Here is a 16,493-nt window from a genome sequence, read left to right as displayed (position 1 = left end):
TTGTGGGACTATCAGCTTGCAACGTACAGAGATAGTCTGGCTCATGGGCTTATCGTAGTTTATCCAGACTTTTGACCAGCAAACCTATATGGAGGAGGGCTTTCCTCCCGACACCAAGCCTGCGGCTATGGTGCGGGCCTCCAGCCCGAAAATTTGGTGAGCAGCAAAACTTCTAGCGGCTGATCTCAACCCTCAGCTGCCCTACTTACCTACTTATTCCCTGCTTGTCCAAGAAAATCTAAAAAAAATGCACCAGCGCACGCTGGCGCAAGAGGGTCAACTTTTACCGGTCAGACATCGACCTAGACAAGGGCAGGGATCCGAGATCCTCCCAAGGCCTCCACCAATGCCCGCACTTGAGCCACCATGGCCACTTCATCCTGGAGCCGGCTGACAGCTTTGCCCACCCCTACACCTGAAGCGCCGGCAGCAATGGCCAAGCGCACTGTTACCGTCGAGAGGCCGGAAGCGCAGATAACCGGTACCGAGACGACACGGCTAATTTCATAGGCGGCGGCCAGGGTGGGGGCAGCCTTCTCGATCAGGCCCAGGGATCCCCCGTGAACCGGCTCGGCACTGGTGCTGCCCTCGGTTTGGATGAGATCGGCTCCCAGATCCTCCAGTTTCTCGGCCAATTCTGCCTGTTGATTCAGAGGCAGAGTGTGGGGAACGGTTACCGACAAGAGCGTGCGGGGCAGAAGAGAGCGGGTTCGGCGGGTAAGGTCTAGGACTTCCGCTGCGGAGAAGATGCGGCCTGAAGGGTAGAAGCTGTCGTAATTGCCGATCTCGGCCATGTCTGCTCCTGCCTGTACGGCTGCGGCCAACTGCTGCGGCTCCACCGCCGACACACAGATGGGCAGATCGATCTGGGCGCGTACCCGCTGCACCAATTCGGGGCTGGCAGCGATATCCACCCAAGTGGCCCCTCCCTGTTGGGCGGCGCGGGTGATGCTCAGAACCGACTGCAGGTCGAAGTTTTGTAGACCGCTGATGATCTTGAGGGCCCGACGTTGGGCCAGAGCGTCGAAAAGAGCAGCGTGAGAGGCAGTGGTCATAGGCTCGTCAGCTTGTGGAAAGGCAGTCTAAGAGGAGTGAAAACAAATGGCTGCTAAAACTGGGCTTGGGGAAGCCTTTGCTCAGTCTAGAGGGTTTGCCTCAATCCCACAAGGGTCCCTCTTTACCCCATCATCCCAGTCCTTTTGGCTCACCACAATTCTTCAATAGATTCAATAGAATAGGGATCCCTTCTTGCAAGCCATCATGTATCGCTCTCCCTTCCCCTTCCTGGGCCTGCCTGAGCCGGATCCGGAGATGGCCCAAGCAATTCTCCTGCCCGTCCCCTACGAGGCCACCACCTCCTATGGCAAAGGCACCGCCAAAGGCCCTCAGGCGCTGTTGCAGGCTTCTGCCTATGTGGAGATCTACGACGAGGTACGGGATCGCCAGCCAGCTCTTCACCCCGACTTCTCGGAAGAGATCTCCCGCTACTGGACGGCCCCCCCGGTGGAGTTGGAAGGTCTGGGATCTTCCGCCCAGGAGCTGGCTATGGCCGAAATCCAGCGTCGCGCTGCCGAGTGGGTGAGACCGGGGCGGTTCCTGCTTTCCATTGGTGGGGAGCACTCCATCAGCGGGCCCCTGATTGCTGCCCACCTGGCCCATTATCCGGAGCTGCACGTCCTGCAAATCGATGCCCACTGCGACCTGAGAGATAGCTACGAGGGATCCCGCTATTCCCATGCTTCTGCCATGGCCCGCGTGGTGGAGCAAGTGGGCAGCCGCCTCACCCAAGTGGGGATCCGCTCCATCTGCGCCGAAGACCGCCAGACCATTCGCGAGCGCCGTCTGCACACCTTTTTTGCCCACAGCTTGCACACCAAGCCAGCCCAGGAGTGGATCCCAGAGGTGATTGCCACCTTGGGCCCCCAGGTTTACCTGACGGTGGATGTGGATGGGCTGGATCCCGCTGTGGTGCCGGCCACCGGTACCCCCGAACCTGGCGGCTTGGGCTGGTGGGAGACGGTGGAGCTGATTCGGGCACTAGGACAGCAACGGCAAATCATCGGCGCCGATGTGGTCGAGCTGTCGGTCACGGGAGAACGGGAAACCGATCGCCGCAGCGCCTTCACGGTCGCCAAACTGGCCTATCAGATCTTGGCTGCGGCCTTGGGTTAAGCTCAAGAAGAGCTTGGCCGGCCATCCCCGGGGCACCTGTTCGAGTTCTTTAGGTTTTTGGGTAACACACCTGTGAAATCGGCCCACCCCCGTCGTCCTGCTTTTGAACTTCCCGCTTTGTCCTGGATTCCCTTGGTGGGTGGGGCATTGCTGCTGATCCTCTTGGCCACCTTGCTGCAGTGCTTGGTGGTGGTGCCTGCCGGCACACGGGCCGTGGTGTTCAACTCCCTGACGGGGCTGAAGCCGCAGCCGCTGGGAGAAGGGCTGCACCTCCTGCTGCCGCTGGTGGAAACGCCTATCTTCTACGACGTGCGCACCCAAACCTACACCATGGCCTCCCAACGCTCCGAAAACCAGGGGGATGATGCGTTGAAAGTGCTCAGCGCCGACGGCCAGCAGATCTCCCTCGATGTCTCGGTGCGCTTTCGCTTGGATCCCGACCAAGTGGCCCACCTGCACCAGACCATTGGCCCTTCCTACGTGGACAAAGTGATTCGCCCAGAGGTGCGGACGGTGGTGCGCAATGAACTGGCTTTGCACCGCGCCATCGCCGTTTTCTCGGAAGAACGCGAGCAGATCCAGGAAAATGTGGAGCGGCAGCTCTCCAGCATTTTTGCTGAGAATGACCTGATCTTGCAAAACGTGCTGCTGCGCAATGTCCGCTTCTCCGACCAATTCCAAACGGCTATCGAGCAAAAGCAAATTGCCGAGCAAGAGAAAGAGCGGGAACGCTTCCTCGTGGAAAAAGCAGAGCTGGAAAAACAACGATTGGTGATCCTGGCAGAAGGAGAAGCCCAAGCCATTCGCCTCCAGGGGGAAGCCCTGAAGCAAAACCCAGAAGTGGTGCAGTTGGACTACGCGCGCAAACTGGCGCCCGGCACCCGCGTGATCATCTCCCGACCGGATCCCTGGCAGCGGTAGCGGACAGCCCGTTGGCTCTGGGTTCTGCAAAAATCTATCCCAGAGCATTGTTGCCAATTGGAACGAGAATGGGGATAGAGATCCCCGGCCTGCTGACCTGACGATGCCCCTTGACGAGCAGCTCATCCACAACCGCATTCAGGCCATCCGATCCCAGATCCCAGACCATGTGGAGATCATGGCAGTGAGCAAAGGCTACAGTGCCGACCACATCCGCGCCGCCTATCGGGCTGGGATCCGCCACTTTGGGGAGAGTCGAGTGCAAGAGGCCGCCGTCAAACAAGGGCAACTGCAAGATCTGACCGATATCGTCTGGCACTTGATCGGGCATCTGCAGACCAACAAAGTCAAACCGGCCCTCAAGCAATTTGCCTGGATTGACAGCGTCGATAGCTTGCGCCTGGCCAAGCTGATCAACCAAAAAGCCTGGGAGCTGCACCTCACCCCCAAGCTTTGCCTGCAGGTTAAATTGGCTCCGGATCCCAATAAGTTCGGCTGGCTCATCCCCGATCTGTTGCAGAGCCTCCCCGAACTGAACCAACTGCTGCAGGTGCAAATTGTGGGCCTGATGACCATTTTGCCTTTGGGCTTGAGCTCAGAGGCGGCCCTAGACCTGTTTCGCAAGCTGGCCGAACTGGCCGATTACATCCAGCGCAGCGGCTATGAACATCTGCAGGTGCACACCCTCTCCATGGGCATGTCCGACGATTACCTCCTGGCGGTGGCAGCAGGCTCTAACTTGATCCGGCTGGGGCGCGCTTTGTTTGCCGACGCCGAGCAGGAATAGATGTGACCTCTGTGAAGCCGTTAAATTGTGATTAAATTTTGTGTAAAGCCGTGCAACTCCCCAGTCGCCCTGCGGGGCACCTTTGGGGCGAGAGTTCGGCTTGGATAATCAAAAGTGGGGGGATCCCGCCCAGGATTTGCCCTATTGGGGAAATTTTGGGGAAATTTGTAATCATTTGCGTTACTTCCGTTAACGTGGGCTCAATCCAGACGGGGAGCAGAGTTCAATCCTGCCAAACAACGGCTTGGCAAGTGAGATGACATCTTCACTTCTTCTGGGTAAACTCTAGTCGTCGAATCAATGGGGTTTTGTTAACCTACGTTAGCCCCCACCTGCTTCGGCAGCTTCCTGAGCAAACCCTGTCTCAGCCTATTGAAAGACTTTGACCGAGAATAAAAGGACGCCCCCTAGCTTGAGTGAGCCACTCAGGATCCAATCAGGAGCCTGAATCCTACGCTCGCCGTAAACCCATGACCTGTAGTGAGGATGTGCATATGAATGTCAATGGAATCTGGAGCAGGGTAAGAGATTTTGTGGGTCTGAATGATCCCGTGGACGGCCTGGAGGAGTACTCTGAAATGGAAGGGCAGGATGATTACCAACTGCTCTACGAGGGACGCCGTTCCCAACCGGCTGCTCCCCCCGAAGAGGAGGAAGTGAGTACCCTTCCGCGAGGGCGGCGGCAACGGGGAGTGGAAGCGGGGGAGGGCTCTGCCGGTCGAGAAGAGTCGCGGGGCCATCGGCGCAGTCAGCATCGGGATCGCTCAGCAGGGGGCAGTATGGGGAGCAACGTGATTGGATTACCGGGCGTAAACCCACCCACCAGTGAAGTGGTGGTGATGGAGCCGCGCAGCTTCGATGAGATGGCTCAGGTTATCCAGTACCTACGGGAGCGCAAGACGGTGATCATGAACTTGACCCTAATGGATCCCGCTGAGGCGCAGCGCTCTGTGGATTTCGTTGCCGGCGGCACCTACGCCATCGATGGCCACCAAGAGCGCATCGGAGAGAACATTTTTTTGTTCACCCCCAGCACGGTGATGGTTTCCACCCCCAGTAGCCAAGTGGTGCAGCCGCTGCAGCGCCCTTTGCAAAGCCCTACCCCCCTCTGGCCCAGCACCTATGAGCATCTGCAGGCAGTAGGTCAGCACTAGTTGCTATGGAGCGGCCACTGCTAAGTGTTATCGGGGGTGGAGCCATGGGATCCGCCCTGCTGCGGCGTTGGGTAGCTGTGGGAGTTTATCCCGCAGCGCAGGTGGCCTTGCGGGAGCCTGATCTGGATAAGGCTGTGGCCCTGCAGCAGGAGCTGGGTATCCGATTGTTGGCGGATCCATCCCAGGCGGGAGAGTCTGAGATTCTGTTTCTGGCCGTTAAACCGCAGCTCTTCCCGACAGTGGTGGCTGAGATGGGCCGGCTGTCCGCCACAGAGCTGGTGATCTCGATTATGGCCGGGATCCCCTTGCAGCAGTTGCAGCAGGCTTTTCCCAAACAAAAGGTGGTGCGCACGATGCCCAACACGCCGGCGCTGGTGGGGGCGGGCATAACGGCCATCAGCTACGGGCCAGGGGTGACGCCTATGCAGGTGGAGCAGGTGGAGAAGCTGTTTCGCGCGGTGGGCGAGGTGGTGACGGTGGCCGAAAGCCAGATGGATGCGGTGACGGCACTTTCGGGTTCCGGGCCGGGGTATCTGGCGGTGATTCTGGAAGGGCTGATCGACGGAGGGGTACAGGTGGGGCTGCCGCGTCCCATTGCTACCCAGTTGGCCCTGCAGACCTTGGCGGGTACTGCTGCCCTCTTGCAGCAAGAAAATCTGCACCCTGCCGTTCTCAAAGACCGGGTCACCAGTCCAGGGGGGACGACCATTGCCGGGATCCAAGCCTTGGAGCAGGCGGGGGTGCGGGGAGCCCTGATGCAGGCAGTGCGAGCGGCCTACGAGCGCTCTTGCCAGTTACAGGGATCCTAGCGGGCCAGCAGCCCTTGCCAGAGGGGACGGGTGATCCAATTCCACCCCACCTTGAGCTGGTGTTCCAGTGTGGGCAGGCGCACCAAATAGGCAGTTCGCCGGGCCAAATAGCCCAGGGGGCCGGTCAGTGTGAGGCCGCCAAGGGCAGAAAGCACCGCCGTATCCACCCCCAGGCTGAGCATTTCCCCCAGAGAAAAGTAGCGAAAGGGCAAGAGAGGCCGCTCCTGGGTGAGCAAAGCCCACAGGTTCCAGGCGCAATAACCGGCCTGTTGAAAAGCCGCTTGGGCTGTGGCCGGCACCGGCTTGCCCTCCGCATCCACCACCGCTGCTGCATCTCCCAAGGCAAAGATCTCTGGGAAGGTGGGGGTCTGTAAGGTGGACAAAACCTGCAGCCGTCCCCGCTCCGTTTTGGGCAGAGCCCAATTGGCAATCACCGCTGCCGGTCGGGTTCCGACAGTCCACAGCACAGCATCCACAAGATCCGTAGCAATCTCCTGGCTCTCCAGTCGCTGGAGCTGCAGATGGAAGGGAGGGGCGCCGTTCTCGCCAAGGGCCTCGATGCCCAAGACCTTGGTTTGCAACTCCACCTGCACCCGCCGTTGGGCCAGCGCCTCTTGGGCCGCCTCCCGGCTGGAGAGAGCAAAGCCGGACAAGATTTGGGATCCCAACTCGATGAGGCGGATCCGTCCCCGCCAGCCCAGCCGATCCGCCAATTTGCAGGCCAATTCCACGCCACTAGCCCCTGCTCCTGCAATGGCCAGAGCCACAGGCTGAGCCGGATCCCGGTCTTCCAACGCCTTCAGGTGGGCGCGCAGCCGCTGAGCATCTGCCAGGGTGCGAAAGGGAAAAGCAAACTCCGCCGCTCCCGGAACGCTCTCCAGAGGGGTTTCTCCCCCCAGCGCCAGCACCAGCGCGTCGTACTCCAAGCTTTGCCCATCTTCCAGCTCCACTCGGCGGGCTTGAGGGTCAATGGCCTGGACAGATCCGCGGCGAAATTGCACCGATCCCGGGGGCAGCAGATCTTGAAAACGGGGGGCCACCTCCCAGTCTTCCATTTCTCCGGTGAGCAGCTCATAAAGCAGGGGGGCAAAGACGAACCGCTCCTGCCGATCGACCAAGGTGATCTGGGGTGGTTCTGGCCAGGGTTGCCGGCTCAGTTCCAAAGCTGTGTACAACCCGCCAAAGCCGCCCCCAAGAATGCAAATGCGATTCATGCTCGGATGGTTCACGTGACGTTATCAGACGTTATCAAAGTTGCGCGAAAGGCCCCGACTTAACAATCACACCCTGCTGATGCAGAAGGGGCAACGAGGGATGGCCCACCTTGGGCTTGAATTGATTTAAACTTTCCCGGCTAGACTTCTCCAGCGTAGTCTTTGTTGCCCCAGCTTTGCCAAGCCGGCACTTCTGACAGGGAAGCCCGTCGCTCGTCCAGCCAAGTTTGGAGAATTACCGCCGCCGACTGCTGATCGATTAAGCCCTTCTGGGCTTTGGCCGGGATCCCCGCCTCGCGCAGATCCCACTCCGCCTGCACGGTGCTCAGGTATTCATTGACGGTAACAATGGGGAGATCCACGGCCACCTGCAAAGCGCGCACGAACCGCTGGACTTTGCGGGCCTGGGATCCCACCGACCCATCCGCCAGAAGGGGGATCCCCACCACCACCACGGTGGCCTGGCGGCGGCGGATCCACTCCTGCACTTGGGCAATGTCCTCTGAGAGGGATCGTCGCTGGATCACCCCCAGGCCAGTAGCCAGCAGCCCCAGCCGGTCGGAGCCGGCCACGCCAATGCGGCGGTTGCCTACATCCAGCCCCAGCGCTGAAAGGGGATCCCTTGTGGCAGAATAGTTCAGGCTTATCGACATCCTTGCTGATCTTTATGGCTGCCTGGCCCCCTTTGGGGCTTGCAGTTTCCGTTCCCCTATCCTCTCTCGATGACCCTGTTTGGAGCAACACTCGATGACCAGCGCTACCCTGTCTCTCCCGAAGCATGAAGTGAAAGATCTGAACCTCGCCCCCCTGGGCAAGCAACGGATCCAGTGGGCGGCGCGGGAGATGCCGGTGCTGGCCCAGATCCGGGAGCGCTTTGCTCAAGAAAAGCCCTTTGCCGGGCTGCGCTTGGTGGCCTGCTGCCACATTACGACCGAAACGGCCAACCTGGCCCTGGCTCTACAAGCAGGGGGGGCGGATAGCGTTCTCATTGCCAGCAATCCCCTTTCCACCCAAGACGATGTGGCCGCCAGCCTGGTGGCGGACCATGGCATTTCGGTGTTTGCCCTCAAAGGAGAAGATGTGGCCACCTACCGCCGCCATGTCCAGATTGCCCTAGATCACCGCCCCAACCTGATTATCGACGATGGTGGAGATGTGACGGCGGAGCTGGTGCAGCACCGTCAGGAGCAACTGTCGGAGCTCATCGGCACCACGGAAGAGACCACCACTGGCCTGGTGCGCCTTAGGGCCATGCTCAAGGCGGGGGTGCTCAGCTTCCCGGTGATGACCGTCAACGACGCCGAGACCAAACACCTGTTCGACAACCGCTACGGCACCGGCCAATCCACCCTGGACGGGATCCTGCGCTGTACCAACATCCTTCTGGCCGGGAAGACGGTGGTGGTGGCTGGCTACGGCTGGTGCGCCAAGGGAGTGGCCATGCGGGCCCGTGGCATGGGATCCCAGGTGATTGTCACGGAAGTCAACCCGGTGCGGGCTCTGGAGGCGGTGATGGACGGCTTCCGGGTGATGCCGATGGAAGAAGCCGCTGCTCTGGGGGACATCTTCATCACCGTCACCGGCAACAAGCACGTGATTCGCGGCGAGCACTTCGACCGCATGAAGGATGGGGCGATGGTCTGCAACGCCGGCCACTTTGACATTGAAATCGACCTGGTGGCGCTGCAGGAGCGGGCCGTCTCCCGACAGACGGTGCGCCCCTTTGTGGAAGAATACCGTCTGCAGTCGGGCAAGTCAGTGGTGGTGCTGGGGGAAGGCCGCCTGATTAACTTGGCTGCTGCCGAAGGGCACCCCGCCAGCGTCATGGACATGAGCTTTGCCAACCAGGCCCTGGCCTGCGAATACCTGGTGAAAAACCGGGGCCGCTTGGCCCCAGGGCTTCACCCCATTCCTCTCGAGGTGGACGAGGCCATCGCCCGCCTCAAGCTCAAGGCCATGGGGATCCAAATCGACAGCCTCACCCCCGAGCAGATCGAGTACGGCAACACCTGGACTGCCGGGACTTAAGTGGGTTTTGGGAATTCAATCGGGAGCTGAGTCTGGGATCCCAAGCAGCAGGGCTAGCGTGCTCCCCCCAACCTCGAGCCAGGAGGGGATTCCTAGATTCTGTGAACCTGCGACCAAACGCGGGTGGGCAGACCCCAGACGTAGATGAAGCCTTCTGCCGCTTTGTGGTCGAACTGGTCTCCTGCGCCGTAGGTGGCCAGCTCGGGGTTGTAGAGGGAATAAGGGGAGCGACGGCCCACACAGACCGCCTGGCCCTTGTGCAACCGCATCCGCACGACACCGGTGACGCTTTTCTGGGTGGCGCGGATAAAGGCGTCCAGAGCCTCCCGCAGCGGCGAGTACCAAAGGCCGTTGTAGATCAACTGGCTGTAGGTGGTCTCGATGCCGTACTTGTAATGGATGACATCGCGGGTGAGGGTGAGGCTTTCCAGCTCGCGGTGGGCTTGGATCAAGACCATTAGAGCAGGGCACTCGTAGATCTCCCGCGACTTGATCCCCACCAGGCGGTTTTCAATCATGTCGATGCGGCCCACCCCATGCAGGCCAGCTAAGGAGTTGAGCTGCTCGAAGAGGGCTTTGGGACTGAGGCGCTGCCCATCCACCCCGACAGGGATCCCTTGCTCGAACTCAATCTCCACGTAGGCGGGCTCGTCGGGTGTCTGGGAAATAGGCCGGGTGAGGGCATACACTTCCTCCGGCGGCTCCCGGTTGGCATCTTCTAGGATGCCGGCTTCAGCGCTGCGGCCCAAAATGTTGAGGTCGATGCTGTAGGGGCTGGACTTCTGCACGGGCATGGGGATCCCGTAGCGCTCCCCATAGGCAATGGTCTCCTCGCGGGTCATCCCCCACTCGCGGGCAGGGGCCAACACTTTGAGCTGGGGATTTAAAGCAGCAATAGCCAGATCAAAGCGCACCTGGTCGTTGCCTTTGCCGGTGCAGCCGTGGGCCACCGCATCGGCGCCCACCTCTTCCGCCACTTCCACCAGCAGCTTGGCAATCAGGGGTCGGGCCAGGGCCGTGGAAAGGGGGTAGCGCTGCTCGTAGAGGGCGTTGGCCTGGATGGCCGGGAAGGCATAGTCGGTAATGAGGGCCTGGACAGCCTCCCGCACCAGAGATTGCTCTGCCCCCGCCCTGAGGGCTTTGGCCTGAATGGCCTCCAGCTCCGCCCCCTGCCCCAAGTCGACTGCCAGGGCCACCACCGATTCCACCCCCCACTCGTGCTTGAGATAGGGAATGCAGACGGAAGTATCCACCCCGCCTGAATAGGCCAATACCACCTTCTTTGCCCGTCCCATGGGATCCCGCCGTTGCCGTTAAAAAGTTGCTAGCCCATTATGCCCTGTGGCAGGGATCCTGGCTGGCCTCAATGTCGGTTTCCTCAGCTATTCTCAAGGGGATTTCTCCTGCCGGGGAAAGGCCGGGGGTGTGAGTGAGCATGGCTGGCAAAAAGACGGCTGCGGCGTGCCGGGGATCTGAGCCCAAGCGAACTGTGGGGCTGGGGATCCTGTCGCTGCTGAGCTTTGTGGCCGGGATGGGGTTTGCCGCCCTCTCCCAGCCAGAGGTGGGATCCCCTGTTGCCGTCTCCGAGCCGGAGGTGCCCCGTTTTACCGCCCACGGTTGGCCCTTGTTGGATCCCTTGCCGCAGCCGGACGAGATTTGGGAGTGCGAGCTGGTGGTGGTGGGGGGATCCTTGGGGGGTGTGGCGGCAGCGGGCCACGCCATGCGAGGGGGGGTGCAAACCTGTCTCATCGAGCTTACCCCTTGGCTGGGGGGGCAGATCACCTCCCAGGGGGTATCGGCCATTGATGAATCGCTGCCAATGCGGCAACGGGGCAATTTTTCCCGCCACTGGCTGGAGTTCAAGGCCTTGATCGAAAGCCAGCCGGTGCATCTGCCGGCCTGGACAGGGATCCCGCCGGGAACCCGCGTATCCGAGATCAACAGCTGCTGGGTGGGAGGGCTGTGTTTTCCGCCCCAGGCGGGGCTGCAGGCGGTGGAAACCTGGCTGCAACAGGCAGCTCAAAATGCCCCCAACAGTCGCTGGGCTACCCAAACGGCTTTCAAGGGGGCCACCTTCAGCGCCGATGGATCCCAGATTGAAAGCATTTACGCTGTGCAGCGGCAGCCGCGGGATCCCAACTTTGTGCCGCCGGGACGGCTGTGGCGGGAGCTGGTGAGCTGGTATGGCTGGCAGGAGACGGAAGTTTTTGCCAAACGGGTGTTGAGGCTGCAGGCACCACCAGGCCGCAACCTGTTTGTTATCGATGCCACCGATACCGGCGAGCTGGTGGGCTGGGCCGGGATCCCCTATCGGCTGGGTTCGGAAGGGCGAGACGTGACCGGCGAGCCCAATGCCGCCCCCGCCAGCAACCCGGAGTGTACTCAAGCCTTTACCTTTCCCTTCGTGCTGGCCATCCACGACGATGGCGGGCGCTCCCGCGCCGAGCTGGTCCAGCTGCAGCCGGGCTATTCCCGCGCCGAACACCGCCGCGAGTTCGACATGGAGGGTTTCCCCACCTTCAGCGGCCAGAGCTTTTTCAATTACCGCCGCATCGTCAGCAAGGGCCGCCGGGATCCCTTCTACAGCACGCCTGTTCCAGGCGACCTGACGCTGGTGAACTGGAACCGCGGCAACGACTGGGGGATCATGAACCCGCCCCTGATCCTGACGGAAGAGCGGCTAGTGGCCTCAGGGCAGCGCCACAACTGGCTGGGGGGCCTGGATGTCTCGGCCATCAAAGATGGAGAAAACCACGCCCTGCTGTTTGCCGAGTGGCTGATGGAAACTCAATCCCGCTCTGGCTATCCCCTCTCCTTGGTGTTTGCCGAAGAGTCCTTGCTGGGCACTCGCTCTGGCCTTAGCCTCTACCCCTACATCCGCGAAGGTCGGCGCATCCTGGGGCGAGCTGCCTACGGCCAAGCAGAGTTCCTGATGTTGGAGCAGGATATTCGCGTCGGCACCGCCGGGGGGCGGGACTTCAGACCTACCGTGGTGGGGGTTACCCACTACGCCATCGATATCCACGGCTGTCGCTACCGCAACTGGGAGCCCTCTCTTTCGGCCAGCTCCGCGCCAGTCAACGAGTTTTCCGTCCGTCCCATTCTCATTCCCTTGGAAGCCCTGATCCCGCAGAAGGTGGATAACCTGCTCATCGGCGGCAAAGGGATCGCCGTCAGCCACATTGTCAACGCCGCCACCCGCGTGCATTACGGTGAATGGACCATCGGCTCGGCGGCAGGGCTGACCGTGGCTTGGCTGCGCAGTCAAGCTCCCGGCCTGATCCCAGCTCAGATCGTACCGCAAGGCAAAATAGCCGATTTACAGCGCTACCTGATCTCCCATGGGCAAAGACTGCAATGGTGATCCCAAACGACACCATCCCGCCGCCGCGAAGGACAGATCCCCCTGCCCTCATTTTTCCGGCATCGAGACCCTAGCCCTCAGAGGGAAGGGAATCGGGATCCCTCCCTGCATGGACATCTTCGCCACTTCTGCCATAGCGCCGCCGCCGCCACCACACCAACAGGGGACTGGCGATAAAAATGCTGGAATACACCCCCAAGGCAAATCCCACCAGGAGAGCGATGGCAAACCCCTTCAAGGTAGCCCCTCCGAAAATGGCGATGGCGACCAAGGGCAGCATCGTCGTCAGGGTGGTATTCAAGGAGCGGGCGAAAGTTTGATTTAGAGACAGGTTCACCACCTCAGCGAAGCTGACTTTGCGGCTCACCAGGCGGAGGTTTTCGCGGATGCGGTCGTAGATGACCACGGTGTCGTTGACAGAAAAGCCGATGATGGTCAGCAGCGCCACCACAAACAGGCTATCCACCTCCATGCCCACCGTCAGGCCCAAAAGGGCAAACAGCCCTATCGTCAACACTACATCGTGCAGCAGCGCCACAATGGCAAACACCGCGTAATCCCACTGAAAGCGCAGGGCCAGATACACCACAATCAGGCCGAAAGAGATGAGCACGGCCACGATGCCGGAACGCAGGAGCAGACGACCCACCGTCGGGCCAACCGTCTCGACCAGATTGCGCTGGAAGGGGGCAACCTCCTGCCGCAGGGTGGCTTCCACGGCCAAGCGCTCCGTCTCCGACAAAGGGGGCATGCGGATCAGGGCTTCCTGGCCCGTCTGGGTGTCCAGTTGAATGATGCTGCTCCCCAGGTTGTGTTCCTGCAGCGCCCGCCGCAGCTCCTCGGTGGTGACAGGCCGCTCAAAGCTCAGATCCAGCAAAGTGCCGCCGGAAAAATCCAACCCCAGCCGCAGGGGGGTTCCCAGAGAAGCCAGGGAAAAGGCCATGCTGACCAGCCCCACCAGCAACACCGCCAAGGAGAAGCCAAACCACAGCCTGCTCCGCCCAACAATGTCAAAGCGGTAGTCCAGCAAGCGAGAGGAAGCGGGATCTGCAGGGGATAGCTCTTGAGCCGTCATGATTGGGCCGCCTCCATCCGAACGCCGTAAAACTCAGGTTTGCGCAAGCTGGGGATCCCCATTGCCGCCAAGAGCAGGCTACGGGTGCAGGTGATGGCCGTAAAGAAGCTCACCAGAATGCCAATGCCCAGGGTTACCGCAAACCCTTTCACCAGTCCCATCCCCAGCCAGAAAAGCACGCCACAGACCAAAAGGGTAGTCACATTGCTGTCCAGGATGCTGCTGAAGGCGCGGTTAAACCCTTCCGAAATGGACTTGTAGATGGATTTGCCGGCCCGCAACTCTTCTTTGATGCGCTCGAAGATCAGCACATTGGCATCCACCGCCATGCCGATGCTGAGGATAAAGCCGGCGATCCCCGGCAGAGTCATGGTGACCCCCAGCAGTTGGAAGAGAGCAAAGGTACAGAGGGCGTAGATAAGCAGAGCAATGTCCGCAATCAGCCCTGGCAGGCGATAGTAGGCCACCATAAAGAGGAAAACCAGCACCAGGCCCCCGATCCCGGCATAGAGGCTGCGGCGCACGCTCACTTCCCCCAAAGTGGCCCCGACAGTGCGATTTTCAATCACCTGAATGGGAACCGGCAGCGCTCCTGCCCTGAGCTTGACCGCCAAGTCAGTGGCGGTTTCCACCGTAAAATTGCCCGTGATCACCGCCGTCCCGCCGGTGATGCCGGTGCGGGCAAACTCCGGCCCCACGATCGGGGCACTGATCAACACGTCGTCCAGAAAAATGCCCAATGGACGTTCTGTCCCGGCCAGATCTCGGGTGAGCTGAGTAAATTTTTCTGCCCCCTCCGGCTTGAACTCCAGCAGCACCTCCCAACTCTGGGATCCGCGGCGAGGGGCTTGGGGATAGGCATTGCGCAGCAGATCCCCGGTGAGGCCGACCCGCTCAAACAGAGTATCCGGATCCTCCCCCGCTGTTATCTCTCCCCGCTCGTTGCGGGGCAGCGCGCCGACGGGAACCAAGCCCTTGCGAAACTCCAGTTGGGCTGTATCTCCAAGGAGAGCAATGGCCCGATCCGGATCCGCCACCCCCGGCAACTGCACGAACAGGCGGTCTTGGCCGCTGATCTGCACCAGAGGCTCAGCCACCCCCAGCCCGTTGATCCGCTGCTGGATGACAGCCTCTACCCCCTGCATCACTTCGGGGGTGATCTCAGGCACCTCCTCGGTGGGCACAGCTTGTAGCGTGAGCTGGGTTCCTCCCTTGAGGTCAAGGCCAAGGCGAACCTCCCGGCTGAAGCCCAGGTAAACGAGGGCAACCACCACGGCCAAGATGAAGATCAACCCCCGCAAAAAGGCGAGCCGGCTGAGCCACGAAGCTGAGAATTGGGTCATAGGTCTGAAAGAACGAGGAACGCTGGCAGACTCGATGTAAACTACCCGACCCTACACCGCCTTAGCAGTGTAGCGCGGGCTTTCAGTAGCCCTGAGCCTGTTATGCTCTACCAGAGAACAAAACAAGCCCGAACCTCTAGGCTGGTTTACGACAGCCCCCAAAAGCGCAATCACATTCGCACCATTCAAATCCGCATCCCCTTCCCATCCACAGTGTCCACACTTAAACTGCTTCCCACTGCGATAGGATTGCGCAGGGTCGGGATGAATGTGCAAACACCGGTGGCAGGTCTGCGACGTGTAGGCAGGCGGCACAAGAATCAGAGCAACCCCCGCACGCAGAGCCTTGTACTCCAAAAATTGACGGAGTTGATAAAACGCCCAACTATTTGCCCGCCTACGCTCTGTCTTGCTGCGTGGCTGTTGATTGACCCTTTCCCGTTCGCGCAAGCGGGACGGAGTCCTTTCGCGCCAGCGGGACGGAGTCCTTATCCCTGTCAAGTCTTCCAGAGCAAGAGCGCTATTTGTCGCCTTTGCCCTAGAGACAATAGCTTTGGAGATGCGATGATTGACCCACGTTTTTGCTACGCAACGCTGACGCGACTGAAAGCGTCTCTCCTTGCCAGACAGCCGTTGCAACAGTTCTCTGCATCTGCGCCGCGAACTGCGGGTGCCCTTACTGGCTTTGCGTTGGAGTGCCGCCCTCAGCTTGGAGTAGTGGTCGCGGACTCGGTTCAACTGCTGTCCATTCCAGTTATCCCCTTCTGACGTATGGGCAATATCCGTCCTCCCCAAGTCCACCCCCAGCACTCTACCCGTGCGTTGCGGTGGGGATGGCTCTGCTTCCACACAGATTTGAATGGAGTAGGAACCGTCTTTGCGCTTGACCAGAGTGGCGGATTTGGGGTTGGAGCCTGCCAACTGTTCTCTCTGGTAACGGCCAATCGCCAGCTCAAAGCGCTCTCGACCCCCAACCGTGGTCAGCGACACCGTCCAGTCTTTCTCGCGAAACGAAAAGATACGGGCATCGTAGGTCGCAAAGCCTCTCTTGAACGCTTTGACCGGACGGTTTTTCTGTCGGGCAACTTTACGGGCACCGGCCAGCCGTCTGCAGACCTGCTGAGCCAAGTTACTGGACAAGCCGAACCGGGCCCGGATTTGGCGGTAGCACAGAGATTGAAGTTTAACGGCGTTAACTACCTTCTCTGGTGTGTTTTGGTTGACCCAGTTCAAGGCTTGGCCGAAAGCAGCCAAGGTCGCGTCCAATTTGGCGGCTTGCGACTGGGACACCTTGAGCTTGCAGGAGACGGTCAGGACTTGGGTCATGGTTCTATCGTAACTTCCGCATTCCTCCCGACCCTCGTCCTACGGACAGAGGGCGGGGCTCCTGCGCTAGTAAGCTGAACTTTCTGATCCTATCGCAGACGGGATCCCTTGCTTGGCAAGGCGGAAAACGGCAAAGCCGGTGGCGCTGCCCCGACAAAATGGCCCTTGGGATCCACCGCAAAGGCAACCCCCAGCTCGATGAAGACGGGTACTGGGCTATCCCTTTGGGCAGAGCGGATGAAGTTCAAAGCCGTTATTGTTGGAAAGATTATTCAAAGACTCCCCCTGGTTTGCGCCAGC

The 16,493-nt window shown here is 60.4% G+C and carries 15 protein-coding genes; 7 read left to right on the top strand and 8 right to left on the bottom strand.

Features of this window, described 5'->3' with window-relative positions:
- Positions 1 to 302 precede the first annotated feature (302 nt).
- A complete protein-coding gene (locus ACVWVQ_RS05255) occupies positions 303 to 1,055 on the bottom strand; it encodes a DUF561 domain-containing protein (RefSeq protein ID WP_011433343.1) in 753 nt (250 codons plus the stop codon).
- A 193-nt stretch (positions 1,056 to 1,248) separates the two neighbouring features.
- Here ACVWVQ_RS05255 and speB point away from each other — a divergent pair, with 193 nt between their 5' ends.
- The 5 genes from speB (at position 1,249) to proC (ending at position 5,843) form a co-directional block, all read left to right on the top strand.
- On the top strand, positions 1,249 to 2,172 hold the full coding sequence (gene speB, locus ACVWVQ_RS05250; RefSeq protein WP_414413650.1) for an agmatinase: 924 nt from the start codon (positions 1,249 to 1,251) through the stop codon (positions 2,170 to 2,172).
- A gap of 72 nt (positions 2,173 to 2,244) precedes the next feature.
- The gene (locus ACVWVQ_RS05245; protein ID WP_011433345.1) at positions 2,245 to 3,093 is read left to right on the top strand and encodes a prohibitin family protein; all 849 of its coding nucleotides are present in this window, start codon (positions 2,245 to 2,247) and stop codon (positions 3,091 to 3,093) included.
- A gap of 103 nt (positions 3,094 to 3,196) precedes the next feature.
- Positions 3,197 to 3,880 (top strand): YggS family pyridoxal phosphate-dependent enzyme, encoded by a 684-nt coding sequence (locus ACVWVQ_RS05240; RefSeq protein ID WP_457507267.1) that lies wholly within the window; start codon positions 3,197 to 3,199, stop codon positions 3,878 to 3,880.
- 578 nt (positions 3,881 to 4,458) lie between these two features.
- Positions 4,459 to 5,034, top strand: coding sequence for a cell division protein SepF (locus ACVWVQ_RS05235; protein WP_011433347.1), 576 nt, complete (start codon positions 4,459 to 4,461; stop codon positions 5,032 to 5,034).
- 5 nt (positions 5,035 to 5,039) lie between these two features.
- Complete coding sequence (gene proC, locus ACVWVQ_RS05230; RefSeq protein ID WP_011433348.1) at positions 5,040 to 5,843, top strand: pyrroline-5-carboxylate reductase; 804 nt, start codon at positions 5,040 to 5,042, stop codon at positions 5,841 to 5,843.
- Here proC and ACVWVQ_RS05225 read toward each other — a convergent pair.
- Positions 5,840 to 7,057 (bottom strand): NAD(P)/FAD-dependent oxidoreductase, encoded by a 1,218-nt coding sequence (locus ACVWVQ_RS05225; protein WP_457507265.1) that lies wholly within the window; start codon positions 7,055 to 7,057, stop codon positions 5,840 to 5,842. The two genes, proC and ACVWVQ_RS05225, sit on opposite strands and share 4 nt — an antisense overlap.
- Positions 7,058 to 7,197: 140 nt before the next feature.
- A complete protein-coding gene (gene ruvX, locus ACVWVQ_RS05220; protein ID WP_457395477.1) occupies positions 7,198 to 7,710 on the bottom strand; it encodes a Holliday junction resolvase RuvX in 513 nt (170 codons plus the stop codon).
- Between the two features lie 94 nt (positions 7,711 to 7,804).
- On the opposite strand from ruvX, the gene ahcY reads away from it, so the two are divergent.
- Positions 7,805 to 9,085 carry an adenosylhomocysteinase gene (gene ahcY / locus ACVWVQ_RS05215; protein ID WP_011433351.1) on the top strand — a complete coding sequence of 427 codons (1,281 nt, stop codon included), beginning with the start codon at positions 7,805 to 7,807 and terminating at the stop codon, positions 9,083 to 9,085.
- A gap of 92 nt (positions 9,086 to 9,177) precedes the next feature.
- Here ahcY and ACVWVQ_RS05210 read toward each other — a convergent pair whose 3' ends face one another.
- A complete protein-coding gene (locus ACVWVQ_RS05210; protein WP_457507263.1) occupies positions 9,178 to 10,380 on the bottom strand; it encodes an argininosuccinate synthase in 1,203 nt (400 codons plus the stop codon).
- A 236-nt stretch (positions 10,381 to 10,616) separates the two neighbouring features.
- Here ACVWVQ_RS05210 and ACVWVQ_RS05205 point away from each other — a divergent pair, with 236 nt between their 5' ends.
- On the top strand, positions 10,617 to 12,449 hold the full coding sequence (locus ACVWVQ_RS05205; protein ID WP_457507272.1) for an FAD-dependent oxidoreductase: 1,833 nt from the start codon (positions 10,617 to 10,619) through the stop codon (positions 12,447 to 12,449).
- A gap of 70 nt (positions 12,450 to 12,519) precedes the next feature.
- Here the strand turns inward: ACVWVQ_RS05205 and secF are convergent, their stop codons facing one another.
- The 4 genes from secF to ACVWVQ_RS05185 form a co-directional block, all read right to left on the bottom strand.
- Complete coding sequence (gene secF / locus ACVWVQ_RS05200; RefSeq protein ID WP_457507262.1) at positions 12,520 to 13,524, bottom strand: protein translocase subunit SecF; 1,005 nt, start codon at positions 13,522 to 13,524, stop codon at positions 12,520 to 12,522.
- Complete coding sequence (gene secD / locus ACVWVQ_RS05195) at positions 13,521 to 14,867, bottom strand: protein translocase subunit SecD (protein WP_457507261.1); 1,347 nt, start codon at positions 14,865 to 14,867, stop codon at positions 13,521 to 13,523. Before secD ends, secF begins: the two co-directional genes overlap by 4 nt.
- Before the next feature lie 51 nt (positions 14,868 to 14,918).
- Positions 14,919 to 16,193 (bottom strand): RNA-guided endonuclease InsQ/TnpB family protein, encoded by a 1,275-nt coding sequence (locus ACVWVQ_RS05190; protein WP_457507259.1) that lies wholly within the window; start codon positions 16,191 to 16,193, stop codon positions 14,919 to 14,921.
- An 89-nt stretch (positions 16,194 to 16,282) separates the two neighbouring features.
- Entirely contained in the window at positions 16,283 to 16,441 is a 159-nt protein-coding gene (locus ACVWVQ_RS05185) for a hypothetical protein (protein WP_414421596.1), read from the bottom strand.
- Positions 16,442 to 16,493 lie beyond the last annotated feature (52 nt).

Source organism: Thermostichus sp. MS-CIW-36, assembly GCF_054059035.1.
The sequence above is the reverse complement of the archived record's forward strand: the minus strand, read 5'-3'. Positions and strand labels throughout refer to the sequence as shown.